Source organism: Actinomadura terrae (genome assembly GCF_022751215.1).
Classification (GTDB): Bacteria; Actinomycetota; Actinomycetes; order Streptosporangiales; family Streptosporangiaceae; genus Spirillospora; species Spirillospora terrae.
In genome coordinates, this window is record NZ_JAICDG010000001.1 from 1,116,425 (window position 1) to 1,139,447 (window position 23,023).

Genomic DNA, 23,023 nt, shown 5'->3' on the forward strand with positions numbered 1-23,023 from the left:
TGCGAGCGCGGATCGCTTCGCGATCTTCGCGGTGGGGCCTCGCCTCCGGCGTCGGCCCCATCGCTCAGCCAGCGCGCTCGCGTGACGGCTGAGGTCGTCGCGGGCCCCCGGTTCAGGTCTCGCGCGCAAGGTTCACGGCTTGCGTGCGCTGCCCACCGCTTCGCACGACGGCCTGGGTTCGTTCGTGGTCCGTCAGTGAGCGGTCCTCGCGGGGGTGTTCGGGGGCAGGACGAGGAGGTCCAGGAGGCGGTCCAGTTCGGTGGCCGGGTCGTCGGTGAGGCCCGCGTGGACCGGGCCGGGCTGGACGATCGTGCTGCGGGGGGCCGTGAGCCAGCGGAAGCGCGCGCCCGGGGCCTCCGCGGCGGCCTGGCCGGCGCGCTCGCCGCCGCAGCAGACCGCGTCCACGGCGAGGAGCGCCGAGCGCACGCCGTCGAGGTCGAGGGCGGCGTCCAGGGCCAGCAGGCGCGGCTCGTCCAGGTGGGAGCGGCAGGCGAGGTAGTCCAGGGCGCGGCAGTAGACCACCACGCCCACGTTCATCGCCTCGCCGCGTTCGACGCGGGGGACCACGCGCAGCGCCGCGTACTCGAAGACCGTCGGCTCGGCGGCCGTCCTGATGTTCGTCATGCCGGACCGCCCAGCCAGCCGGGACGGTTCGCGCCGCGGCGCGGGGCGCTCCGCCGGGCTCGATCGCCTATGTCGAGGTCGGGCAGCCAGTCGCGCGGCTTCCCGGCGCGCGGGAGCAGGATGTCGACGTAGCCGTCGCGCAGCGCGTCGGCGCTGTCGAACCCGGGCTCGCCCTCCAGCCAGGGGTCGGGCACGAGCCCGGCGACCTCGCGCAGCAGCGGCTCGGTGATCCGCGGGGCGAGGTCGGCCTCGGCGGCCTCCAGCTCCGTCGCGTACGGGGTCAGGACGTGGTCGTCGATGTCGTAGGGCCCGGAGAACAGCCGGGTCGCGTTCCGCCACGCGTGGTGGAAGATCAGGCTGGCGCCGTGGTCGATCAGCCACACGTCCCGGTGCCAGACGAGCATGTTCGGGTTGCGCCAGCTCCGGTCGACGTTGCCGATGAACGCGTCGAACCACAGCACCCGCGAGGCGAACCCGGGGTCGGCGTTCCAGGCGAGCGGGTCGAACCCGAGCGAGCCCGGCAGGAAGTCGACGCCGAGGTTCCAGCCCGGGCTGGCCTTCAGCAGGTCCTGGACGTCGGGGTCGGGCTCGTGCCGTCCGATCGCGGGGTCGAGGTCCATGACCACCTGGTCGGGAACCCGCAGGCCGAGCCGGCGGGCGAGCTCGCCCGCGATCACCTCGGCGATCAGCGCCTTGCGGCCCTGCCCGGCGCCGTGGAACTTCATCACGTAGGTGCCGAGGTCGTCGGCCTCGACGACGCCCGGCAGCGACCCGCCCTCGCGCAGCGGCGTCACGTACCGGATGGCTGTCACATGTGGCAACACGCGGCTCACGCTATCGGGTCGGCGCGCACCCGGGATAATCGTCCGCATGGGCGTTGAACTGCTCGACCTGTCCGTCCCGCTGACCACGGGAATGCCGGTCTACCCGGGCGACCCGGAGGTCGAGGCCGTCCCGGCGCTGACGGTCGAGGGCTCCGGTGTGAACGTCCTGCGCGTGCACATGGGGTCGCAGTCGGGGACGCACGTCGACGCGCCCTTCCACATCGACGACGCGCTCCCGCGCCTGGACGAGCTGCCCCTGTCCCGCTTCACCGGCCCCGCCCTCGTCATGGACGCACGGGGCCTCCCGCCGCGCACGCCCATCCCGCCCACCGCCCTCCCGGACGGCCTGGCACCCGGCGTCGTCCTGCTCATCGCCACCGGCTGGTCGGAGCACTGGGGGAGCGACGCCTATCTCGGGCACCCCTACCCCGCGCCGGAGACGGCGGAGGCGATCGTCGCCGCCGGCGTCCGCACCGTCGGCATCGACGCGCTGAGCGTGGACCGCACGCCGCCACCCGGCTCCGAGGACTTCTCACTTGCCGCGCACCGCGTCCTGTGCGGTGCCGGGGCGGTGATCGCCGAGAACCTGACCGGGCTCGACCGGCTGCTGGACGCGCAGGCCGCCGGCCGTGCCGTCACCGTGTACCTGTTCCCGCTCGCGCTCGCGGGCGCGGACGGCGCTCCCGTTCGCGCGGTCGCCCAAGTGGAGGACCGGGTCGTGCTCGTCTGATCGTCGAGCGCGGGACGCGGCCCGGCCCGGGCTGCCAGAATGCCGCACGGGACGGCGGCCGGAGGGGCGGGAGCGCGATGAGGGTCGAGTGGGCGACGGACCAGGGCAGCCCCGAGCGCGCGAACGAGGACTTCGTCGCGGCGGCCGCCGGGGCCGTCGTCGTGCTGGACGGGTGCGGGCTGCCGCTCGGCACCGACCTCGGCTGCGCGCACGGCACCGCCTGGTACGCGCGGTCGCTCGGCACGCGGCTGCTCGCCCGGCTGCTGGACGGCCTCGGCGGGGCGCCGCCGGCGGGCCGGCCGGTCGGGCCGCCCGAGGGGGCGCACCGTCCGGGGAACCGGCCGCTGGTCGCGCGGCTCGCCGGGGCGATCTCCGACGTCGCGGCGTCGCACCGCGCCACCTGCGACCTGACCGTGTCGGCGACCCCGGCGGCGACCGTCCTCGCGCTGCGGCTGCGCGGCGACCAGGTCGACTACCTCGTGCTGGCCGACTCGACCCTGCTGCTGGACGGCCCGGGCGGCCTCACCCGCGTCACGGCCGGGGCGCCGTTCGCGGCGGCCGACCCGGCGGTGGCGGACGCGGCGATCACCGGCACCGTGCCCGTCCGGGAGCTGAGGCGCGTGTTCCTGCTGACCGACGGCGCGGCGCGGCTCGCCGACCGGTTCCAGGTCATCAGCTGGGACGCGGTGGCCGAGCTCGCGGCGGGCTCGGGCCCTGCCGCCCTGATCGCGCGGACGCGCGAGACCGAGCGCACCGACCCGCACGGCGTCCGCTGGCCCAGGGGGAAGCCGCACGACGACGCCACCGTGGCGGTCTGCGCCTTCGACTAGGGCCGCCCTCCGGCAGGGTCCGGGGTCAGCGGATCATGCGGAAGCAGAAGAACGTGGGGAACCGGTAGTACTGCTGCTTGCCCGCCTTCACCGCGCCCAGGATCAGGAACACCCACTGCGCGATCACCGCCTCCAGGTAGGGCAGGATCAGCGGGATCAGGAAGGCCGGGTTCTTCGCGACGATCGCGGGCGGCACGCAGATCACCGCGACCGCCAGAATGTGGATCAGCAGCGTGATCTGGTAGTTCAGCGCCTGCGCGGCGTGGAAGCGGACGAACGCCGACTCCCGCATCTTCACGAAGTAGATGATCAGCGGCGCGAGGAAGCCGACCAGCAGCATCCCGAGGTAGGCGAAGATCGCCCAGGTCGGGTCGGAGTTCTGCATGTGCGGCGGCGGCCCGTACGGGACGCCGGGCGGGCCGTAACCCCAGCGCGGGTCGTAGGGTCCGCCGGGAGGCGGCGGCCCCTGCCCGCCGGGCGGCGGCCCCTGGTAGTGCCCTTGGTGTCCGCCGGGGTATCCGTAGGCGCCTTGGTAGGGCGGAGGCGGCGGACCGTCAGCGCCGGGCGGCGGAGGTGGGGCGTCGGCGCCGGGGTCATCCGCGCCGGGTGGGGGAGGCGGGGCGTCGGCACCGGGTGGCGGCGGGGGCTGCTGCTCGGACACTGGCGTTCCTGTTCCTCCTGGGGGATCTCCCCTGGGAATCTACCTTGAGCCGCGCCCGACCCGCCGCACCCTCGGCCGCCACACCCGGAGGTCAGTACTCGTACACCTTGACCGTCGCCGGACGCTCCAGCCACGACGCGACGACCGACGACGTGCGCTCGTCGGTGAGGAAGTCGACGCGCAGCCAGCCGTTCGCCTCCGTCACGCGGGTCTCGTAGCCGGGGTTGGGCGTCGCCGACACGAGCCGCACCCGTCCGCCGCCGAACGACACCGCCGCCGTCCCGCCGCGCGTCGCGTAGCTGCGCACGTCCCCGGGCGGGCGCGGCGCGTCGTTCCCGTTCTGCTTCGGCGGACGGGCCGGCCGCGGGGTCGGCGCCCGGTCCTCGCCCGCCGCGGCGGGCGGATGGGTGGCCGGCGACCCGACGCTCGTCGGCACCGACGGGCTCTCGTGAATGACCGGGCCGGCGATCGGCGGGCGCGCCGCCCGCTCCGACACGGTGTCGCGGACGACGCCGCGCACCCCCAGCCAGGAGAGCGTCACCGCGAGCGCCGTCACCGCGACCCAGGGCGCAACATACGACATCGCGCGACGCATGGGCACATGGTGGCATACGGTTCCGCCATGCCGAGTGTGCTGGTGGTCGAGGACGACCCGGACGTCCGCGCCGCCCTGATCCGCGAGCTGAGCGCCCGGTCCCACGTCGTGCGCAGCGCCGGGACCGCGATGGACGCGCTGCGCGAGGTCACCCAGGCGCCGCCCGACGTCGTCGTCCTCGACCTCGGGCTGCCCGACCTCGACGGCGCCGAGGTGCTGAAGATGCTGCGCGGCGTCTCCGACGTCCCCGTCGTCATCGCGACCGCGCGCGACGACGAGCCCGAGGTCGTCCGGCTGCTGAACGCGGGCGCCGACGACTACCTGATCAAGCCGTTCTCCGCCGAGCACCTGAGCGCCCGGCTCACCGCCGTGCTGCGCAGGTCGGCGCGGTCCGGGCCGTCCGCCGAGCTGACCGTCGGCGGGCTGCACATCGACCTCGACCGGCGCGAGGCGCTGCTGGACGGCGCGCCACTGGAGCTGACCCGCCGCGAGTTCGACCTGCTCGCCTACCTGGCCGCCCGGCCCGGACGCGTCGTCGCGCGGCGCGAGCTGCTCGCCGAGGTGTGGCGGCAGGCCTACGGCGACGACCAGACCATCGACGTGCACCTGTCGTGGCTGCGCCGCAAGCTCGGCGAGACCGCCGCCGCGCCCCGGTACCTGCACACGGTCCGCGGGGTGGGCGTCCGGCTCGCCGAACCGCGGCCATGAGGCGGACGCTCGTCCTCGTGTCGCTCGCGGTCACGTCGATGGTGGCGCTGGCGTTCCTCATCCCGCTCGCGCTCACCGTCCGCGAGATCGCCCGGGACCGGGCCCTCACCACCGCCGAGCGGCAGGCGAGCGCGCTCGGCCCCGTCCTCGTCGTCACCGAGGACCCGGCCGCGCTGGAACGTGCCGTCGCCAGCACGCAGGCCGGCGCCGCGCGGCGGATGACCGCGCACATGCCCGACGGCGTGCTCGTCCCGCGGCCGCGCGGCGGGTCCGGCGCCCGGCCCGGGCAGCTCACCGAGGCCGCCCGGCGGGGCCGCGCGTCCACCGTCCGGGTGTCCGGCGGGTACGCGCTCCTGCAACCGGTGTCGCTGGACGCGGGCCGCACCGCCGTCGTCGAGGTGTTCGTGCCCGACGAGGACCTGACGCGCGGCGTGTGGAAGGCGTGGTTCGTGATGACCGCCGTCGCCGCCGCGCTCGTCGCCGGGTCCGTCGTCGTCGCCGACCGGCTCGGCGCCCGCATGATCCGCTCCACCCGCCGCCTCGCCGAGGCCGCCGCCGCGTTCGGCGACGGCGAGCTGTCGGCGCGCATCGAGCCGGACGGCCCGCCCGAGCTGGTCGAGGCGGGCCGCGCCTTCAACGCGATGGCCGACCACGTCGTCCAGCTGCTGTCGGCCGAACGCGAGATGGCCGCCGACCTCTCGCACCGCCTGCGCACCCCGCTCGCCGCGCTGCGGCTCAACGCCGAGGCGCTCGGCGACGGCCCGGTCGCCGACCAGACCCGCGAGGCCGTCGTCCGCATCGAACGCGAGGTCGACCAGATCATCAGGACCGTCCGGCGGCCGACCGGGCGGGGCAGCTGCGACGCGGCCAAGGTGCTCCGCGACCGCGTCGCGTTCTGGTCGGTGCTCGCCGAGGACGAGGGCCGCACCTGCGAGCTGGTCGGCTCGGAGGGCCCGGCACCGCTCCCGCTCCCGGCCACCGAGCTCGCCGCCGCCGTGGACGCGCTGCTCGGCAACGTCTTCCGGCACACGACCGAGGGCACCGGGTTCGTCGTCACCCTCCACCGGGGCCAGGGCATCACCGGCATCCTCGTCGCCGACGGCGGCCCCGGCATCGCCGACCCGGACGCCGCGCTGCGGCGCGGCAGCAGCGCCGCCGGCTCCACCGGCCTCGGCCTCGACATCGCCCGCCGCGCCGCCGAGTCGACCGGCGGCTACCTGCGCATCCACCGCAGCGTCCTCGGCGGCGCCCAGGTGCAGATGTGGTTCCGGACGAAGTGGCTGCCCCCGGCCCGCCGGTCGCGGCGCCTCGTCCGCCGCCGCCACTCCCGCACGTCCTAGACCGGTGCCCGGTCGTGGTCGCCGATGGTCCCGTCGATGAGCTCGCGCAGGATGTCCACGTGCCCGGCGTGCCGCGCGGTCTCCTCGACCAGGTGGATGAGGACCCACCGCAGCGACACGGTCGCGCCGTGCCAGGCCGTCCCGGTGTCCTCGAGGTCCAGCTCCTCGATCACCCGGTCGGACGCGGCCCGCGCCCGCCCGTAGAACGCGATGATCCCCTCCATCGTCTCGTGCGGTTCGACCCGCAGGTCGGCGTCCGGATCGTCGTCGTCGAACGGCAGCGGCTCGGTCTCGCGCCCGAACGTCTCGCAGAACCAGCTGTACTCGACCGCCGCCAGGTGCTTCGTCAACCCCAGCAGGCTCGTCCCGGACGGAGTCATCGGCCGCCGGGCGAGCTCCTCGTCCACCCCTTGCAGCTTCCACAGCACGGCGTCGCGATGCCGGTCGAGCGCGACCCGCAGGCTTTCCTTCTCACCGCCGGTGAACGGTACCTGTTCCATACCCGGACCCTAACGACGGCACGGCCGGTGCCCCCACTCGGGGCACCGGCCACGGTCCAGACCCGTCAGCAGTGGGAGTAGCGCACGTACCACTTGCCGTTGCCGTCACCGGTCTTGTAGTCGGCGATCCAGTGGGTGCTGTGGTAGAGCCGCACCCACAGGTAGCCGTCCCGGCGCTGGATGGTGTCCCAGTCGGTGGTGACCCGCGTGCCGCGCGTGAGGACGCCGACCCTGTGGTACCCGGTCCCCGGACCCGACCGCACGTTGAGACGGGACACCACCACCGTCCCCCGGCACAGCCGGACGCGCTGCTCGTCCCGCTCCAGCAGGCGGCCCATCGCCTGCTGGTCGCCCTCCTGGCCGACCTCGATGGCGCCGGGGCCCTGCCCCTCCTCCTCGTCTTGCGGCGGCGGTTCGGCCTGCTGCTGCCCCTCGTTCTGCGCCTGGGCGTCGCCCCGCGGCTTCGGCGGCGGCTGCGACGCCCCCGCGTCCGCACCGACGGTCAGGGCCGTCCCCGCCAAGGCGACCGCCGCCAGACCCACGCCGAGCCTTCGTCCAACGTCCATCTGTCCCCTCCATGTTGTCCGACCTACAGCCCGGTTCCTTGCCGACAGTAATGAATAATATTCACTGTGTAACGAAGACTCTTCTTGGCCCACCCAAGACCCAACCCAGGCGAATGCCGCCCCGGCGGCCCCAGCCATTCAGGCCAACCCAGCCTCCCCGACACCGACCTCTGGGGCGCGACTGCCTAATGCGGGCACATGAGAGACCTGACTGCGCTGCGTCCACGGAGCTGACCGCCCTCACGCGCGCGCGCCGTCGCGGCGCCGCATCGCATTTGGGCCCTCGCCGTCGTCGCCCCGAGCGTCACGGTGCACGTCAGCGGCTTCCCCCTTAGAGTCGCCGACCAACGTCCGGTGGCACGCGGGGACGCGCCCGGCGCAGCCGTACGGGGGCCGCGCCTCGCCCGTGATTCGGGTGCTGGCTGCCGACGCCCAAGAGATAGCGAGGCGCATCCTCGCGACACAGGACGACATAGAAGTGGTGGACGAGGCGCCGACGGCATAGCCACCCTCACGCCCCCGCCGGCTCCGCTCCGACGCCGCCCTAGCCCACACACGGATGCCCAGATGGACGGCCCACACGGGTACACGCACCGCGCCCTGCTCCAGCACCCCAGCGGCCTACCCGACCACCCGGACGCTGGCACTACCCCAACATCAAACTACGTGCCGGCCAGCATGCCCATCGAGCGGGTCACCGGACGTTCCTGGGAGCAGGGGCCAGGAAAGGGTCAGCAACCCGCTCGGCCTGCGCCACGCCCTGAGCCCGGCAGCAGCTCGGCGAACGTCCCCGAACCACCTACGACATGTTACGAACGCCTCAAACCCGGCGACCCAACAGTGGACGTCTCGCGCTTCTGCGGCGGCCGACGGCAGCATGGTCTCCACCACCGGCGACGTCCTGACGCTCCAGCACTTTCCGACGACGGGCCGCCTCTGGAAAGCCGCCCAACTCGGAAATACGTCGCACTGTCCCGGCCAGCCCATGACGCCTGGTCTACAAAGACCCGGCTACGTCCTGGGATTCGCCAAACGGAAACTCACCTACGAAGAATTGCCTGGTTCCACGGCGCCGTCACCTGGCGCAACTCTGGCGCCAACACCGCAAGCGAAGACGGCCGTCGAGCAGCCAGAGCAGCCGCCCACCTGACCGACGGCACCCTCTGCCAATAACCTCCCCCGAAACCAATAGGCCGCGAAGGTTCCCACCAGTTGACAGTTCTGCCCAGTCATCGGAGCGGAGGCGACGGTTCGGCCGTTCGAGTTAGCCGTCCAGGGCGGCCGCAGGCGACTGCAACGCATACGCCACCGTCCCACCAGAGCCCACCACCACGACCGCGACAAGCAGGGGAGAAGAGATCGCATTCTCAAAGCGTCCGGTTTTCCGGCAGTGGCAGACAGAAGTGCTCGGCGACGATGTCGGCGACGGCACCGGCGTCGCGGCTGCCGTCGACTTCGATCACGCGGATGCCGATGCGCCGGGCGGACCGCACGGCGTCCTCGGCGACGAGAAGGTCCCGCTCAAGCCGGTTGCGCTGGGCCCGAGCGGGGTCGCTAAGACCGTGCCCGATGCCGCCGGCCCGGGCGAGTTCGCGCACCTGCCGCTCGCGAAACGCCGCGGTGGGCACCATGACGACCATCCGCCGGGGCGAGTCGATGATCGGTGCGACCAGTTCAGGTCGCAGCCCCCACCCTTCGGCGATGATGGAGCGCCCAGACGAGAGGGCCCGCAAATCGTCCAAGGCCCACTCGAAACGAACGGGAAATCCGGCGATGGTGTCGGCGGCCATGTCCCGCGGGGTGGTGTTCACCCATGTGGTCTCGGGGTCCGGGTCCTTGGGCGAATGGCCGAGCTTGACCCGTCGGGCGATCCGGCGATCGTTGTGGCCGCGGGCGTCGTGGTAGTCGTAATGGTAGGCGGTCAACCCATACCGGCCAGCCAGTATCCGAGCCACGGTGGACTTTCCAGCCCACTGCCCACCGCCGATCCACAGAACCTGCCGAAGCGTCCCGAACGGATCCCACACTTCCCTCTCACCAGCACGCTCGCTCAAAGATTTCCTTCTCATAGTTCTCGGATGCCCGCCCTAGTGACAAGAAGATAGGGTGGATTGTGAAGGCGACCGCGTCGGTTCGAAACGGACGGTCTTATAAGCATTTCCTGTGGTTCCTCGAGGAGAGTCAGGGGTAATCTCGTGGGGAGCGGACGGGATTGCTGAAGCCGCCGGGTGTAAGGCCTAATTTCAGCGATGATCATGTACATTCGGTGTCTCATTGTCTTGCAGTCGCTGGAATGCGACGATGGCTGCATCGGCATGCTGCCTAATTGAGGCAATAATTAGGTCATCGTCCCAGCATTCTGTCTCGCGGCACACTCCGTGCCCGATCATGTCGCAAATAAGAAGCAACAGAAATGATGCCATATGACCTGCGCGCGAGGTCTCTCGCGGCTCGACCGTAGGCCCTGTTGGATTAAGCTTGGCTCCCCTGAATTTGGTGCGATAAATTGTGGTTGACGGGCCTGCGTGAATCGCGTGGTTCATCTCGAGATAGGAGATTCGCATCCACTCCGCGTCGCATGCTCGCTCGAGGTCGGCAAAGGTTATCCTGCGTAGTTTTTGGTGATTTGAAATTGCTGGCCGGGCCCAGTCGTACTGCTCTCGAAACCTTGGCCCCCACTCCCTGTTGGCGGCGTCTAGTAGTTGCCCATCGGTTTCTTCCAACAAATGTTTAGCGCTAAAGTGCTCACGCTGGCCGGCGTTGTGTGCGGCCTTCTGTGCAGCGCGATGATAGGATTTTTCCTCCAGTAGGGCTGTCACGTAGTATCTCTCGGATAGTTCGTACGTTCCCTTAATTCCATCATTGGATATTAGAGTGGCGATTATGGCGATTTCGTACAAGGTGCGGGCGCGCCCCGTTGCCGCTTCGGCGTTGCCTATAGTCAGGAGAGCTTCAATTTCCGCGCCTATTGCGCAGGCTCGCGAGTGTAGACTTAGAAGAAGAAGGCATTTTAGCTTGGGCCCACCTACGGTATCTGGAATATTCAAAACTAGGCGCTCGGTTGCGACCTTCTGGAACGTTGATTCAGTTAGGTCGTCATTTTGAATGTCTGCTGCTGATACGAGTTTACCTAGATGTCGTAGGGCCAGCCACCAGCGTTTGATATTCGAACGCCTCACTTTTTCGTCATGTATCTTTCTTTGCGCTACTCGCTTTGCTATCCGAGCTTGGTCGAGCGCAATCTCTTCAGGGGCGAGGCTGTGGAGGTTTTCGAGCACTAGATTTCTAGAGTCAATGATTTCTGGATTCCGTCCGGCTTCAATCTCCTTGTTGTGGTACTGGAGGGCAAGCTTGAGAAGTTTGGGTTCGTTAGTGGGCATGGGTGACTATGTCCCTCTGATGTTGGCTGCAAAGCCTTTCAGGATGCACCAGCTGTCCTATGGTTGCAAGCGACTTACGGTTATGTGCCGGTTGATACGTCCTTGTCCTGAACGAGGCCAGAGCATGCCGAGTTGCGGGTGAGGGTCATGAGGAGTTCGAACGAGCCGACTAGGGCGAGTGCTGGCCATGCGCTCACTACCCCGCCGATCGCGCCGTGGGACGCGCCGTGTGCCACGTTGGCGCCTACTGTCGCCACGATGCCCACTGCGAGGCTCCACTTGGCTAGGGCCGGTGCTGGTTGCTTTCGGCCGCTTGCGTCGAGGATGACCATGGAGGCGGCCCAGATCAGGCCGTCCACGGTGAAGGGGAGGAGGCGTGCAGTTGGTGCCTGTCTCGCCGTGGGAGCGGACGAGTTCGTAGGCGTGGCGGTACGAGATGATCGCGGCCACGCTGGCGACTGTGACGACGGCGAGCGCTGTTGTGAGCCGGGTGAGGCGGTCAACCACGGGGCAGCTCCCTCCGCCACTCGATGACGCACGGGTCGTCCTCGCCGTGGGTGATGAGCCGTTCGGCGAGTGACAGGGCCGTGATGGCCGCGTTGCGGTCTAGGGGTGTGGGCCATGTGGTGGTTTGCCAGGCGTTGTTGGTGCGGGTGGCTGTGGCTATGACCTTGCCGTTGGTGGTGGCGGTCATTGTGGTTTCGGTGATTCTAGGGCCATGGGGTGGCCTCCTCCCTGCTGGGAGGAAGGGAGCCAGGGGAGCCAGTCTTGGGAGCCAACGTGAGTCGAGATGATCCGACTCTCTTCGACTGGGTCGGACGGTTCCCCTGGGCTCCCTTCCTTGTTTTCGCAGGTGGACGGCTACCGGGTCGACTTCCTCGGACGTCCCTGGACGGAGGGTGGATAAGGCCTCCTGAGCCCTTCCCTAAGTGAGGGTTAAGGGGGTGGGTGGGTGGGGTTGGGCGGCTTAGCGTTGGGGGCGTCACATCGGAAGACGGCGGAGGTGTTCAGGCGGAGAGCAGAGTGAACGTCGACTGAGGTTCCTGTTGAGACAGGTTTCTGGCCCGCACGGCCCCGTTGACCCCGCTCGGGGGCCGTGCGGGCCAGCGGCTTATTTGGCGCGGAGGCCCTCGAAGAGGAGGGCGAGCATGCGGTCGGCGTATTCGGGTGGGTCGGGGGTGCGTTCGGTGGCGACGCCGATGGCGTTGGTCAGGCGGAGGAGGTCGCGGGGGTCGATGTCGGGGCGGACGGCGCCTGTTTGCTGGGCGCGGTCGAGGAGGCGGCCCAGGGCTTCGCAGATCGCTTCGGCGCAGGAGCCGAGGGCGGTCGCGGACCAGCGGGGGGAGAGGGCGTCGATGATCACGGTGGACGTGCCGCGGGGGGTCGCGGCGCCCGCGAGGTAGAAGCGCAGCCATGTGGTCAGCGCTGTTTCCGGGGTGGGGGCCGTGAGGAGGTCGGCGGCGCGGGTCAGGAGGGAGTCGACGCGGTCGCGCAGGACGGCGTGGAGGAGGTCGTCGCGAGTGGGGAAGTGGCGGTAGAGGGTGCCGGAGCCGACTCCGGCGCGCTTGGCGATGTCGTCGAGGGAGGCGCCGGTGCCGTGTTCCATGAAGGCCACGCGGGCGGTGGCGACCAGGCGCTCGTAGTTGCGGCGGGCGTCGGCCCGCATGGGCCGGGTGTCCATGGGCACCGTCCGGCGGTCTCCGCTTTCTTACTGGTGGCCTCCATCCTGGCAGGACGCGATGGTCATGCGCCAGAGAGGGCGTCGCGGGAGAGGCGGTCGGCGCGGCGGGTCGTCTCGGGCAGGCGGTGGCGCGCGACCTTCAGGACGTTGCGGCACGCGTTGTCCAGGTTCATGCGGTGTCCGACGGAGACGAACACCGGCTTGACGTTGTCCTGGGTGCGGAGGGCGCGGCCGACCTCTTCGCCCTGGTGGAGCAGGGGGCTTGTCGCGCCGCGCTGGGGGGCGGGCGGGGTGTGGGTGCCGATGAAGCTTGTTTTCGCGACGCCGATGGTCGGGAGGTCGGTGAGGACGCCGAGGTGGCAGGCCAGGCCGAAGCGGCGGGGGTGGGCCAGGCCGTAGCCGTCGCAGACCAGGAGGTCGGGGGTTATTTCGAGCGCGCGCAGCGCTTCTATGAGGGTGGGGAGTTCCCGGAATGCCAGGAGGCCGGGGATGTAGGGGAATGCGGCGGTGCCCGTGGCGACGGATTCCTCTAGGACGTTCAGTGTTGTGGTCTCCAGGACGACTACCGCGGCGGCCAGGGGACCGTCGTCTGTGTAGGAGACGTCCAGGCCGGCGATCGTGCGGGGGGAGGGGGGACCTGGGGAGTCCACCAGGAGGGGGCGCAGTTCGTCCTGGATGGCCTCGGCCTCGCTCGCGGTGGCGGGCCAGGGGTGCAGGTCGCGTACCTCCATGAACCAGCACGTTATCGGACGGTCCGCCGGTGACTCCGGCGGACCGTCATGGGTTGGGTCAGCTGGCGACGGCGATGGCGATGGCGGGGCGGAAGCTGGTGAAGGCGCCCAATCGCTTGGGGGCCGCTCCAGGAGCTTCCGTTGAAGGTGTTCCACCAGATGCGCTTGTCGCCGGCTGCGTCCTTCCTGACCATGAGGATGTTCTGGGCGGCCGTCGCGCGCTCGGGGGGCCGAGGCGGGGCCTGGAGGGCGCTGGCCGCCAGGGCGAGGGCGGCCACTAGGAGAACCGCCTTTTCGTTCGCGGCTTAGGGGCCCCTGGGTCGCGAGGGGGGTCAACCCTTGAGAGTGCGCGATTGGCATGGCGCGGCAGCTCACCGGGAACGCGGTTATAGGAATGCGTTTTTTGGGGCCCTGTGCTGAATGCGTTGTTTTTGGGACGATTATCGGTCGGCTCGGTCGGGGGTAACAGTCCTCGGCGTGGCAGGTGGGGCGGTGGGGCGTGTCCGTTTCTGGGCGCTGGGTGTCGAGGGCATTTCCGTTAGGGGCGGCCTAGGTGGTGGGCGGGCTCGGTGGTGGCGCTCTCGGGGACGGGGGTGGGGCGGCTGCGGGCGAACTCCAGGGTGAGCAGTGCCGCGGCCAGCCGTCCGATGTCTAGCCAGGAGCGGAAGACGATGCTGCGCGGCTCGTAGGCGGGCCTGAACTTCTTGTCGAACAGGTAGAGGGACTCCACCGCGATCAGCGGGTCCAGGAGGTGGAGTGCCTGGTAGCCGAGTCTTTCCGGGACGCTGCGGTCTCGGGAGTCGAGCAGGGCGCGGAAGGCGGCAAAGTTCAGCGACACCGGGGAGAGGTCGTGTGCGGACGCGTACTCGATCGTCTCGACGATCAGCCGCTCGTTGACGCCGTTCGGGCCGTCGGGGGCGCGGCGCATCGCGTCCAGGCTGATGGACCGGCCGGAGATCACGTATCGCTGGAAGGCGATGGGGGTGCCGTCGGGGCCGTAGGCGATGGCGACGAGCGCGCCGGGGTGGTGGCCGGTGAGCAGTTCGTCCAGGTTCATGGAGAAGCCGCGCTCGGCCGCGCCGCCCAGGGAGCGGGACGCGACGTCCAGCAGCGCGGCGCGCAGGTCGGGGGACAGGTCGCGCTCGGCGACGATCTCGGACGTGACGCCCGCGTTGACGGTGCGCGCGACCGCCTGCCGGACGTTGCGCATCGACCGGCCGGACAGCGTGAACTCGGACGGGCGCACGACGACCTCGTCCCCGTAGCCGAAGGAGCGGAGCGGCGCCCAGGCGGGTAGCAGCGCGGTTCCGGCGCCGAGGACGGCGGGCCGCCAGCCCGTCCGGCGGCACAGCGCGAGGAACGCGCGGACGGCGGCCTCCCGGGAGCCCGGGTCCCCGACCGGGTCGCCGCCCGCGACCGCCATGCCGAACATGACCCGGTAGCCGATGGCGGCGCGGCCGTCCGGGCTGAACACGTACGCCTTGTCGCGGCGCAGCGCGAACGGCGCGAGCGTGTCGGACCCGGAGCGGGCGACCAGGCCGGCGACGAGGGCGCGCTCGGACTCGTCGCCGGGTGGTGGCGCCGGGACGGGCGCGAGGAGCATGCCGACCAGGACGAGCAGCCCGACCGCGCCCGTCACGCCGAGGACGCCGGGCAGCCACGAGGCGCCGTCGATGGGCGCGCCGGTGGCGCCGAGGCCGGTCGCGACGTCCCGTCCGGCGGATCTGATCGACACGCCGCCGAGCAGCACGGTCGCGGCGGTCGCGGCGAGGGTCAGCGACGCGCCGGTCCGCACGGCCGCGCGGACGCGCTCGGGGTGCGGGCGCACCGTGAACCGGTCGCGGAGCGTCCACAGCGCGGCGCCGGCGGCCACGAGCAGGGGCAGCCGCCACGCGGCGTCCTCACCGGTGAGGACGGCGAGCAGGCCCGTCGTCACCAGCGCCAGCAGCGCGTACCAGGCGGCGCGGCGCCGCAGCAGCACTCCGCGCGCCACCAGCGCGAGCACCAGGGCCAGGACGGCGGCGTGCGCCGGGGCGAGCGGGCGGCCGGTCGCCAGCAGCGACAGCCGGTCGAGCCAGCGCGGGGCGCTCGTCGCCGGGACCGCGACCAGCGCGGCGACCGACGCCGTGGCCGCCGCGAGCGGCCGGAGCGGCCGGTCCGCGGGATCGGGCATGTGGGCACCTCCGCTGAGCCGACAACCATGACCTTGGGGAACTCATTCCCACGGCGTGATTAGGCTCGTGGGATGAGCAGGCTGCTGATCGTCCACCACACGCCGTCGCCGTCGGTGCAGGCGATGTTCGAGGCGGTGCGCTCGGGCGCGTCCACCGACGAGGTCGGCGGCGTGGAGGTGGTGACCCGCCCGGCGCTGACGGCCTCTTCCGTCGATGTCCTGGAGGCGGACGGCTACCTCCTCGGCTCGCCCGTCAACCTCGGCTACCTCTCCGGGGCGATCAAGCACTTCTTCGATTCGATGTACTACCCGTGTCTGGAGGAGACGATCCGCCGCCCGTTCGGCGCGTTCCTGCACGGGAACAGCGACGCGACGGGTGCGCTGCGGGCGCTGGAGTCGATCACGACCGGGCTGCGGTGGCGGGCCGTCCTGCCGCCGGTGGTGGTCACCGGCGAGCCGGGCAAGGCCGATCTGGAGGCGTGCTGGGAACTCGGCGCGACGGCGGCGGCGGAGATCGGCGAGGTGTGAGCCGGACGCCGCCGCGCGGACGGCGATAGCGTGCCGCCATGAGCGGATTGCGCCATGTGGCGATGTTCATCTGGGCCGAGGGGACGACGACCGGGCAGCAGGAGGAGGTCGCGGCCAGGCTCGGTGAGCTGCCCCGGATCATCCCGCAGATCCGGGAGTACAGCGTCGGGGCGGACGCGGGCATCAACCCGTCCTCCTACGACTTCGTGCTCGTCGCGGACTTCGCCGACCGGGACGACTACCTCGCCTACCGCGACCATCCCGCGCACCGGGAGGTGGTCGACAGGTTCGTGACGCCGATCGTCGCGTCGCGCGCCGCGATCCAGTACGAGCTCTAGGACGGCCGGGACGAGAACCGAGCAAGCGCTTGAACCCGAACCTGTTTCGGGTTAGTTTCGGCCGAACGTCCACCGGGGGCGGATCGCGCCCCGCCTCCGGTGGACGGCTGTACTCACGAAGTCCCGGCCCACAGCCGCGCCTTGGCGGGCGCGGAATCGCTTCGCGGTCTTCCCGGCTACGCGCCCGCGTGACGGCTGAGGTCGCTGACCGCTTCGCGATCCCTGAAGTGTCCCTGATGCGGCCCTGAGTCGTCCCTGAGCGGGCGCCATGCCGGGCGGGATCGTCGTACGGTTGACGCGTGAAGATCCTCCGTCCGGTGACCTGGCGCGACCCGCTGCTGGACGCGGGGGTCGCGGCGGCGGTCGGGGTGGTCGCCGCGATCATGATTCACGAGTCGGACGAGCAGCACGCGCGCCCGGCCGACGCGGGCGCCTACCTGGTCTGCGTCCTGATGGCGCTGCCGCTCGTCCTGCACCGGCGCCGGCCGGTCGCGGCGCTGCTGCTGAGCAGCGCGGGCCTGTTCGTGTACTACTCGCTGGGCTATCCGGGGATTCCGCCGACGGCGCTGCTGGCCGTCCCGTTCTTCTCGACGGTGTACGCGGGGCGTCCGCGCTGGGCGGTGGGCGTGTGCGCCGGGTACTTCACGTGCGGCTTCGCCATCGTCTCGCTGAAGCACAGCCAACTGCTGGAGGCGCTCGCCCTTTTTCTTACGCACACGGCGCTGGCGGTGACCGTGATGCTGCTGGCGGAGGTGCTGCGCAGCCGCCGCGCCCTGGCCGCGGAGACGCGGGAGCGGTTGCGGCTGGCCGCCGAGGAGCGCGAGGCGGAGGCCGCCCGGCGGGTCGCCGAGGACCGCGTGCGCATCGCCCGCGAGCTGCACGACATCGTCGCGCACAGCATGGCGACGATCACCGTGCAGGCGGGCAGCGCGTTGCACGTGCTCGGCGAGGAGGACGAGGGGGCCCGTCCGGCGCTCGCCGCGATCCGGGAGACCAGCAAGCAGGCGCTCCGGGAGATGCGCGCGACGCTCGGCGCGCTGCGGACCGGCGCGGGCGCGGACGCCCACGGGCTCGACCGGCTCCCGGTTCTGCTGGAGGCGGTCCGCGCGGCGGGCGTTCCGGTGGAGCTGTCGGTCACGGGCGCCGTGACGGATCTCGACCAGCCGACCGACCACGCCGCCTACCGGATCCTCCAGGAGTCGCTCACCAACGTCCTGCGGCATGCGGGGACGGACGTGCGCGTCCGCGTCCGCATGTCCTACGCCGGAGGCGGGCTCGAACTGGAGATCGTCGACGACGGCGACGGCCCGTCGGCTGGGCCCGGGGGAGGGCACGGCGTGAACGGCATGCGCGAACGCGTTCACGCGCTCGGCGGCACGTTCACCGCCGGGCCGGGCACGTCCGGCGGCTTCCGGGTGGCGGCGTCGCTGCCCGCCGCGCGGGCGCCGCTCGCGGACGTGGCGGGCGGCGTGCCGTGATCCGCGTCGTGCTCGCCGACGACCAGTCGCTGGTGCGGGCGGGCTTCCGGATGCTGCTGCGTCCCGCCGAGGGGATCGAGGTGGTGGGGGAGGCCGAGCACGGCGGCGCGGCGATCGCGCTGGCCCGCGAGCTGCGTCCGGACGTCGTGCTGATGGACCTGCGGATGCCCGGCGTCGACGGGGTCACCGCGATCCGCCGGATCGCCGCCGATCCGGCGCTCAATGGCGTCCGGGTCGTCGTGCTGACCACCTACGCCGAGGACGAGAACCTCTACCGGGCGCTGCGCGTGGGCGCCGCCGGGTTCCTGGTGAAGGACATCGAGCCCGCCGACCTGCTGCGGGCCGTGCGGGTGGTCGCGGCGGGTGAGTCGCTGCTGGCGCCGGCGGTGACGCGCACGGTCATCGAGGGGTTCGTGGCGCGGACGCCGCATCCGGCCCCGCCCGGAGCGGGGGGCGCGCCCGCTGCGGCCGCGCTGCTGGACGTGCTCACCGGCCGGGAGCGGGAGGTGCTCCGGCTGGTCGGGCGCGGGTTGTCCAACGAGGAGATCGCGGACGCCCTCGCGGTCAGCCCCCTCACCGCGAAGACCCACGTCAGCCGGACCATGGGCAAGCTCGGCGCGCGCGACCGGGCCGGGCTCGTCGTGCTGGCCTACGAGAGCGGGCTGGTCACCCCCGGTGCCGGGCGCTCATGATCTCCTCGCGCAGCTCCTGGGCGGAGGCCGCCTCCAGCAGCCGCGGGCCGTCCCGCCGCGGGACCAGGGCCCACCACGATCCGGTGGCCTCGCCGTACCAGACCCGCACCCCAGGGAACTGCTCCTGCAATCCCCGCGCCGTCGCGGCGCGCAATGCCGCCGGCGTGGGTTCCTCACGACCGGCGGCGCCCCGTTGAGCCGACATGTCGCCTCCCCCCGTAGATGTCTCCGGTAACAGCGTCCCCAAGGGCCAAAGCGTCACCCCTACTCGTCAAATTGTGACTAAGCACACTATGGGGGTTAGGGGGCCCACGCCGTGGGATACCGCGCCGGACGTACTCCAACCGAAGTACACCGCAGATCGGGTGACGCCGCGCGCCTGATGTCCCGCAACGCCCCGGACGCCACGCTCGACGGGTAGACGTTTCTTCCTGTGAGCGGCATGTCCGCGAAGGTGGTTCCCCATGAGATTGGCCAGGCTCGCCCGGCTCTGCTATCGGAGGCGGCGTCTGACCGTGGCCGCCTGGGTGGTGGGCACGTTCGTCGTGCTCTTCACCGGCTTCGGCTTCGCCGCCGAGCCGCTGAACGACTTCTCCGGCGGCGGCTCCGGCTCGGCGAAGGCGGAGCGGCTGCTGGACGACCATTTCCCCGAGCGCAGCGGCGACAGCATCACGCTCGCCGTCCGCGCCGACGGCGGCGTGCGCGCACCGGACGTCCAGGCGAAGGTGAAGCAGGCCATCGAGCGGATCGGCCGGACCCCGCACGTGTCGTCGGTGACCTCGCCCTACGGCCAGCCGGGCCAGATCTCCCCGGACGGCCGGACGGCGTTCGCCACCGCCAACCTCGACGTCCCGTCCGACGACATGCCGACCGACGCCGTGACGAAGCTGCTGGACGACGTGCGCTCCAGCGACGGCCCCGTCCGGCTGGAGTTCGGCGGGTCCGCGGTGGACGCGGCGGAGACGCCGGGCGGCGGCCCGGCCGAGGGCATCGGCGTGCTCGCCGCCGTGGTCATCCTGCTCGTCGCGTTCGGGTCGGTGCTGGCGATGGGGCTGCCGATCGTGACCGCGCTGCTCGGCATCGGCTCCGGGCTCGGCCTGATCGCGCTGCTCGGGCACCTGCTGCCGGCGCCGTCGTTCAGCCCGATCGTCGCGGCGCTCATCGGGCTCGGCGTCGGCATCGACTACGCGCTGTTCATCGTCACCCGCTACCGCGAGGAACTGCACGGCGGCAGCGATCCCGAGGAGGCGACGGTCACCGCGATCACCACCGCCGGACGCGCCGTCCTGTTCGCCGGGACCACGGTCGTGATCGCGATGATGGGCCTGTTCGTCATGCAGCAGAAGCTGCTCAACGGCGTCGCGGTCGCGGCGGGGCTGGCGGTGCTGATGACGATGCTCGGCGCGGTGACGCTGCTGCCCGCCCTGCTCGGCTTCACCGGACGGGCGATCGACCGGTTCCGGGTGCCGGGCCTGGGCCGGGCGCGCCGCCCGCTCGCCGAGCGCTGGGCGCGGACCGTCCAGCGGCATCCGGTCGTCGCCGGGCTGTGCGCGGCGGCGGTGCTGCTGGTGCTCGCCGCGCCCGCGCTGTCGATGCGGCTCAGCCTGCCCGACTCCAGCACCCAGCCGCACGACACCAGCGGCTACGCGTCCGCCAAGATCCTCGGTGAGGGCTTCGGTCCGGGCACCGCCGCGCCGCTGGTGATCGTCACGCGGGGCGGGGACGCGGCGCCCGTCGCGGCCGCCGTCCGGAAGACGCCGGGCGTCGCCGCCGTCCAGCCGCCGCGGGTCAGCCGGGACGGCGAGGTCGCGGTGGTCATGGCGTTCCCCACCACGGGCGCGCAGGACGAGAGGACGCCGCGCCTCGTCCACGAGCTGCGCGACGAGGTCATCCCCGCCGCCACCGCCGGGACGGGCGTGCGCGCCTACGTCGGCGGACCGAACGCCGCGTCCATCGACTTCGCCGACAGCGTCGGCACGCGGCTGCCGTGGCTGATCGCGGTCGTGGTGGGGCTGTCGCTGCTGCTGCTGGTCGCGCTCGTCCGGTCGGTCACGGTGGCGCTCCAGGCCGCGCTGATGAACCTGCTGTCGATCGCGGCGGCCTACGGGGTGCTGACGGCCGTCGTCCAGTGGGGCTGGGCGGGCCGCGCGCTCGGCTTCCCGACGGACATGCCGGTGACCACGTGGGTGCCGCTGATGATGTTCCCGATCCTGTTCGGGCTGTCGATGGACTACGAGGTGTTCCTCGTCTCGCGCATCCGCGAGGTGCACCGGACGGGCGTCGCGACCCGCGAGGCGGTCGCGCAGGGCCTCACCCGCACCGCCCGCGTGATCACCGCCGCCGCCGCGATCATGGTGATGGTGTTCCTGTCGGTGCTGCTCGGCGCGGACGTCGCGGTCAAGCAGATCGGCCTCGGCCTCGGCGTCGCGATCGTCGTGGACGCGACGATCGTGCGGCTGGTGCTCGTCCCGTCGCTGATGGAGCTGTTCGGCGAGGCGAACTGGTGGATGCCCCGCGCGCTGGCGCGGCTGCTTCCCGGCGGTGCCGGGCATGGGGACGCGGTGCACGTCGAACCGGTCAGTGGACGTTGACGCCGTCGAACATGACCTTGACGTAGTGGTCGGCGAGCGCCCCGGTGTCGAGCCGTCCGCCGGGCTCAGCCCAGCGGACGGCGAGCCGGACGGTGTCGCGGATCATCCGGTAGGTCAGCTTCGGGTCGATGTCGTCGCGGAACAGCCCCTCGTCCTGGCCCGCCCCGATGGCGCCGACCCACATCCGCTCGGCCTCGCGCTCGGCCTCGGCGAGGTAGGCGAACCGGTCCATGCCCTGGAGGTAGCTCCAGTCGTTCTGCAACACGGTGACGGCGGCGCGGTGCGGTTCGAGGGAGGCGAACGCGGCGCGGACGAGCCCCTCGACCGTGGCGCGCGGGTTCCCGCGCCGGGCGACCGCCTTCCGGTAGGCGGGCATGACCTCGTCGAGGTACCCGGTGAGGATCTCGTCGACGATCGACTCCTTGGAGTCGAAGTGGTGGTACAGGCTCCCCGACAGGATTCCGGCCTCCTGGGCGATGTTGCGCACCGTCGTGGCCTGGAAGCCCTTCTCCGCGAACAGGTCGGCCGCCAGCCTGACCAGGTGCTCGCGCCGCTCCGAGACCGGGGCGGGCGCGTCGCTCCCGTGCCGGCGTGCGGGGCCGGTGCCGCGGCGGCGGCGCCCGCCGGGGTTACCGCTCGTCGTGGTCACGCGGCCCATTATGCCGCCGTGTTCACGCCGCCGTGCCTATGCCACGGCGCTTGTGCCACGGTGCTTATGCCGCGGTGTTCGGGGCGAGCGCGTCCGGTGCGCGGCCGGGCAGCAGGAGGGCCGCGGCGGCGGTCAGCACGAGCACTCCCGCGATGGCGAGGAACGCCGCGCCGTAGCCGCCCAGCGTGACCAGGACGGCGAGGCCGAGGGCGCCGCCGACCTGCTTTGCCGTGTTCGTCAACCCGGACGCGGCGCCCGCGTCCTCGGCGGGGACGCCCGAGGTGACGGCGGCGGTGAGCGGGGTGTTGAGCAGGCCGCCGCCGAGAGAGATCAGCACGGCCGGACCGAGGATGCCCGTCAGGTACCCGCCGTCCTCGGTGAGCGCGCTCTGCCAGAGGAAGCCGGACGCGGCGACCAGCGCCCCGGCGGCGACCAGCGTGCGGTTGGCGGTGCGTCGCATCAGCCGGGGCGTCAGGTGCAGGCCGACGACGATCGTCAGCAGCGTGTGCGGAAGGAAGCCGAGGCCGGTTCGCAGGGCGCCGAAGTGCAGGAGGTCCCGCATCGACAGCGCCAGGAAGTACCACATCGGGTTGAGGCAGGCCCCGGCGAGCAGCATCGCGGCGTTCCCCACCGCGACCTCGCGGATGCGCAGCAGGCGGACGGGCAGCAGCGGCGACCGCTCCCGCGTCTGGAGCGCCACGAAGCAGGCGACCAGCACGGCCCCCGCGACGATCACGAACCCGCCCGACGGCGCCCCCGCGTGCGCGAGGCCGTAGGTGAGCGAGGCGATGCCCGCCGTGGCGAGGACGGCCCCCCGGGCGTCGAGACGGCGGTTCCGGCGCCCGGCCGGGAGCAGGCGCAGCGCGGGGACCACCAGCAGCACGCCGACCGGGACGTTCACCAGCAGCACCCAGCGCCACGAGAACGCGTCGGTGAGGACGCCTCCGACGAGGTTCCCGGACGTCCCGCCCGCGAGGCCCGCCGCCGTCCACGCGGCGAGGGCGCGGGGGCGCGCGTCCTCGCCGACCGTGGTGGAGAGGACGGTCAGCGTCGCCGGGGCGAGCACCGCCGCGCCGAGCCCCTGGACGGCCCGCGCGGCGATCAGCGTGCCCTGGCCGCCCGCCAGCCCCCCGGCCAGCCCGGCGAGCGTGAACAGCGCGAGCCCGAGGACGAACGCGCGGCGCAGCCCGTACAGGTCGGCGAGGCGGCCGCCGAGCAGCAGGAACCCCGCGAACGGCAGCGCGTAGGCGTTGACGGCCCAGTGCAGGTCTACCGGGTCGAAGCCGAGGTCGGCCTGGAGGGAGGGCAGCGCGACGTTCACCACCGACACGTCCAGGACGACCATGAACTGCGCCGCGCACGCGAGGACGAGCACCGCCAGATCCCGCCGGGTCATGGCCCCTC

The 23,023-nt window shown here is 71.9% G+C and carries 25 protein-coding genes; 9 read left to right on the forward strand and 16 right to left on the reverse strand.

Features of this window, described 5'->3' with window-relative positions; all coding sequences use genetic code 11:
• Nucleotides 1-192: 192 nt before the first annotated feature.
• Together K2F47_RS04930 and K2F47_RS04935 are read right to left on the reverse strand one after the other, a co-directional pair.
• Nucleotides 193-624: a DUF3037 domain-containing protein gene (locus K2F47_RS04930; protein WP_242901500.1), complete on the reverse strand. Its 432-nt coding sequence runs from the start codon at nucleotides 622-624 to the stop codon at nucleotides 193-195.
• Entirely contained in the window at nucleotides 621-1,448 is an 828-nt protein-coding gene (locus K2F47_RS04935) for a HipA family kinase (RefSeq protein ID WP_242901502.1), read from the reverse strand. The genes K2F47_RS04930 and K2F47_RS04935 overlap by 4 nt, the downstream gene beginning before the upstream one ends.
• A gap of 46 nt (nucleotides 1,449-1,494) precedes the next feature.
• Between K2F47_RS04935 and K2F47_RS04940 the strand changes: the two genes are divergently transcribed.
• A complete protein-coding gene (locus K2F47_RS04940; RefSeq protein ID WP_242901503.1) occupies nucleotides 1,495-2,178 on the forward strand; it encodes a cyclase family protein in 684 nt (227 codons plus the stop codon).
• Nucleotides 2,179-2,255: 77 nt separating this feature from the next.
• Nucleotides 2,256-3,008: a hypothetical protein gene (locus K2F47_RS04945; RefSeq protein WP_242901508.1), complete on the forward strand. Its 753-nt coding sequence runs from the start codon at nucleotides 2,256-2,258 to the stop codon at nucleotides 3,006-3,008.
• A 25-nt stretch (nucleotides 3,009-3,033) separates the two neighbouring features.
• On the opposite strand, the gene K2F47_RS41250 is transcribed toward K2F47_RS04945, so the two are convergent.
• Both K2F47_RS41250 and K2F47_RS04955 read right to left on the reverse strand, forming a co-directional pair.
• On the reverse strand, nucleotides 3,034-3,669 hold the full coding sequence (locus K2F47_RS41250) for a DUF4870 domain-containing protein (protein ID WP_242901509.1): 636 nt from the start codon (nucleotides 3,667-3,669) through the stop codon (nucleotides 3,034-3,036).
• Between the two features lie 91 nt (nucleotides 3,670-3,760).
• The gene (locus K2F47_RS04955; RefSeq protein ID WP_242901510.1) at nucleotides 3,761-4,264 is read right to left on the reverse strand and encodes a hypothetical protein; all 504 of its coding nucleotides are present in this window, start codon (nucleotides 4,262-4,264) and stop codon (nucleotides 3,761-3,763) included.
• Nucleotides 4,265-4,291: 27 nt separating this feature from the next.
• Between K2F47_RS04955 and K2F47_RS04960 the strand changes: the two genes are divergently transcribed.
• Together K2F47_RS04960 and K2F47_RS04965 are read left to right on the forward strand one after the other, a co-directional pair.
• Nucleotides 4,292-4,972, forward strand: a complete 681-nt coding sequence (locus tag K2F47_RS04960; protein ID WP_242901511.1) for a response regulator transcription factor — start codon at nucleotides 4,292-4,294, stop codon at nucleotides 4,970-4,972.
• Entirely contained in the window at nucleotides 4,969-6,312 is a 1,344-nt protein-coding gene (locus K2F47_RS04965; protein WP_242901512.1) for a sensor histidine kinase, read from the forward strand. The genes K2F47_RS04960 and K2F47_RS04965 overlap by 4 nt, the downstream gene beginning before the upstream one ends.
• Here K2F47_RS04965 and K2F47_RS04970 read toward each other — a convergent pair.
• The 9 genes from K2F47_RS04970 to K2F47_RS05005 all read right to left on the reverse strand — a co-directional run bounded on the left by K2F47_RS04970 (nucleotide 6,309) and on the right by K2F47_RS05005 (nucleotide 15,343).
• Complete coding sequence (locus K2F47_RS04970) at nucleotides 6,309-6,812, reverse strand: DinB family protein (RefSeq protein WP_242901513.1); 504 nt, start codon at nucleotides 6,810-6,812, stop codon at nucleotides 6,309-6,311. The genes K2F47_RS04965 and K2F47_RS04970 overlap by 4 nt on opposite strands.
• 65 nt (nucleotides 6,813-6,877) lie before the next feature.
• On the reverse strand, nucleotides 6,878-7,378 hold the full coding sequence (locus tag K2F47_RS04975; protein WP_242901514.1) for an SH3 domain-containing protein: 501 nt from the start codon (nucleotides 7,376-7,378) through the stop codon (nucleotides 6,878-6,880).
• A 1,367-nt stretch (nucleotides 7,379-8,745) separates the two neighbouring features.
• Nucleotides 8,746-9,432: a hypothetical protein gene (locus tag K2F47_RS04980; RefSeq protein WP_242901515.1), complete on the reverse strand. Its 687-nt coding sequence runs from the start codon at nucleotides 9,430-9,432 to the stop codon at nucleotides 8,746-8,748.
• 189 nt (nucleotides 9,433-9,621) lie between these two features.
• A complete protein-coding gene (locus K2F47_RS04985; protein WP_242901516.1) occupies nucleotides 9,622-10,758 on the reverse strand; it encodes a DUF5677 domain-containing protein in 1,137 nt (378 codons plus the stop codon).
• Nucleotides 10,759-10,838: 80 nt separating this feature from the next.
• On the reverse strand, nucleotides 10,839-11,297 hold the full coding sequence (locus tag K2F47_RS41660; protein WP_372490819.1) for a DUF2637 domain-containing protein: 459 nt from the start codon (nucleotides 11,295-11,297) through the stop codon (nucleotides 10,839-10,841).
• Nucleotides 11,258-11,452, reverse strand: coding sequence for a hypothetical protein (locus K2F47_RS04990; protein ID WP_242901517.1), 195 nt, complete (start codon nucleotides 11,450-11,452; stop codon nucleotides 11,258-11,260). The genes K2F47_RS41660 and K2F47_RS04990 overlap by 40 nt, the downstream gene beginning before the upstream one ends.
• A gap of 417 nt (nucleotides 11,453-11,869) precedes the next feature.
• Nucleotides 11,870-12,439, reverse strand: a complete 570-nt coding sequence (locus K2F47_RS04995; protein ID WP_242901523.1) for a TetR/AcrR family transcriptional regulator — start codon at nucleotides 12,437-12,439, stop codon at nucleotides 11,870-11,872.
• 62 nt (nucleotides 12,440-12,501) lie between these two features.
• Nucleotides 12,502-13,170 (reverse strand): deoxyribonuclease V, encoded by a 669-nt coding sequence (nfi, locus tag K2F47_RS05000; protein WP_242901525.1) that lies wholly within the window; start codon nucleotides 13,168-13,170, stop codon nucleotides 12,502-12,504.
• Nucleotides 13,171-13,708: 538 nt separating this feature from the next.
• Nucleotides 13,709-15,343 (reverse strand): bifunctional lysylphosphatidylglycerol flippase/synthetase MprF, encoded by a 1,635-nt coding sequence (locus K2F47_RS05005; protein ID WP_242901527.1) that lies wholly within the window; start codon nucleotides 15,341-15,343, stop codon nucleotides 13,709-13,711.
• A gap of 72 nt (nucleotides 15,344-15,415) precedes the next feature.
• Here K2F47_RS05005 and K2F47_RS05010 point away from each other — a divergent pair, with 72 nt between their 5' ends.
• The 4 genes from K2F47_RS05010 to K2F47_RS05025 all read left to right on the forward strand — a co-directional run bounded on the left by K2F47_RS05010 (nucleotide 15,416) and on the right by K2F47_RS05025 (nucleotide 18,379).
• Nucleotides 15,416-15,871, forward strand: a complete 456-nt coding sequence (locus K2F47_RS05010; RefSeq protein ID WP_242901529.1) for a flavodoxin family protein — start codon at nucleotides 15,416-15,418, stop codon at nucleotides 15,869-15,871.
• A 38-nt stretch (nucleotides 15,872-15,909) separates the two neighbouring features.
• Nucleotides 15,910-16,209, forward strand: a complete 300-nt coding sequence (locus K2F47_RS05015; RefSeq protein ID WP_242901531.1) for a Dabb family protein — start codon at nucleotides 15,910-15,912, stop codon at nucleotides 16,207-16,209.
• Nucleotides 16,210-16,508: 299 nt separating this feature from the next.
• Complete coding sequence (locus K2F47_RS41255; RefSeq protein WP_242901533.1) at nucleotides 16,509-17,687, forward strand: sensor histidine kinase; 1,179 nt, start codon at nucleotides 16,509-16,511, stop codon at nucleotides 17,685-17,687.
• A complete protein-coding gene (locus K2F47_RS05025; protein ID WP_242901535.1) occupies nucleotides 17,684-18,379 on the forward strand; it encodes a response regulator in 696 nt (231 codons plus the stop codon). The genes K2F47_RS41255 and K2F47_RS05025 overlap by 4 nt, the downstream gene beginning before the upstream one ends.
• Here K2F47_RS05025 and K2F47_RS05030 read toward each other — a convergent pair.
• Entirely contained in the window at nucleotides 18,354-18,584 is a 231-nt protein-coding gene (locus K2F47_RS05030; protein ID WP_242901537.1) for a hypothetical protein, read from the reverse strand. The two genes, K2F47_RS05025 and K2F47_RS05030, sit on opposite strands and share 26 nt — an antisense overlap.
• A gap of 259 nt (nucleotides 18,585-18,843) precedes the next feature.
• Here K2F47_RS05030 and K2F47_RS05035 point away from each other — a divergent pair, with 259 nt between their 5' ends.
• Entirely contained in the window at nucleotides 18,844-20,970 is a 2,127-nt protein-coding gene (locus K2F47_RS05035) for an MMPL family transporter (RefSeq protein ID WP_242901539.1), read from the forward strand.
• Here K2F47_RS05035 and K2F47_RS05040 read toward each other — a convergent pair.
• Together K2F47_RS05040 and K2F47_RS05045 are read right to left on the reverse strand one after the other, a co-directional pair.
• A complete protein-coding gene (locus tag K2F47_RS05040; protein ID WP_242901540.1) occupies nucleotides 20,957-21,628 on the reverse strand; it encodes a TetR/AcrR family transcriptional regulator in 672 nt (223 codons plus the stop codon). The two genes, K2F47_RS05035 and K2F47_RS05040, sit on opposite strands and share 14 nt — an antisense overlap.
• Before the next feature lie 55 nt (nucleotides 21,629-21,683).
• Nucleotides 21,684-23,015: an MFS transporter gene (locus tag K2F47_RS05045; RefSeq protein ID WP_242901541.1), complete on the reverse strand. Its 1,332-nt coding sequence runs from the start codon at nucleotides 23,013-23,015 to the stop codon at nucleotides 21,684-21,686.
• Nucleotides 23,016-23,023: the final 8 nt, after the last annotated feature.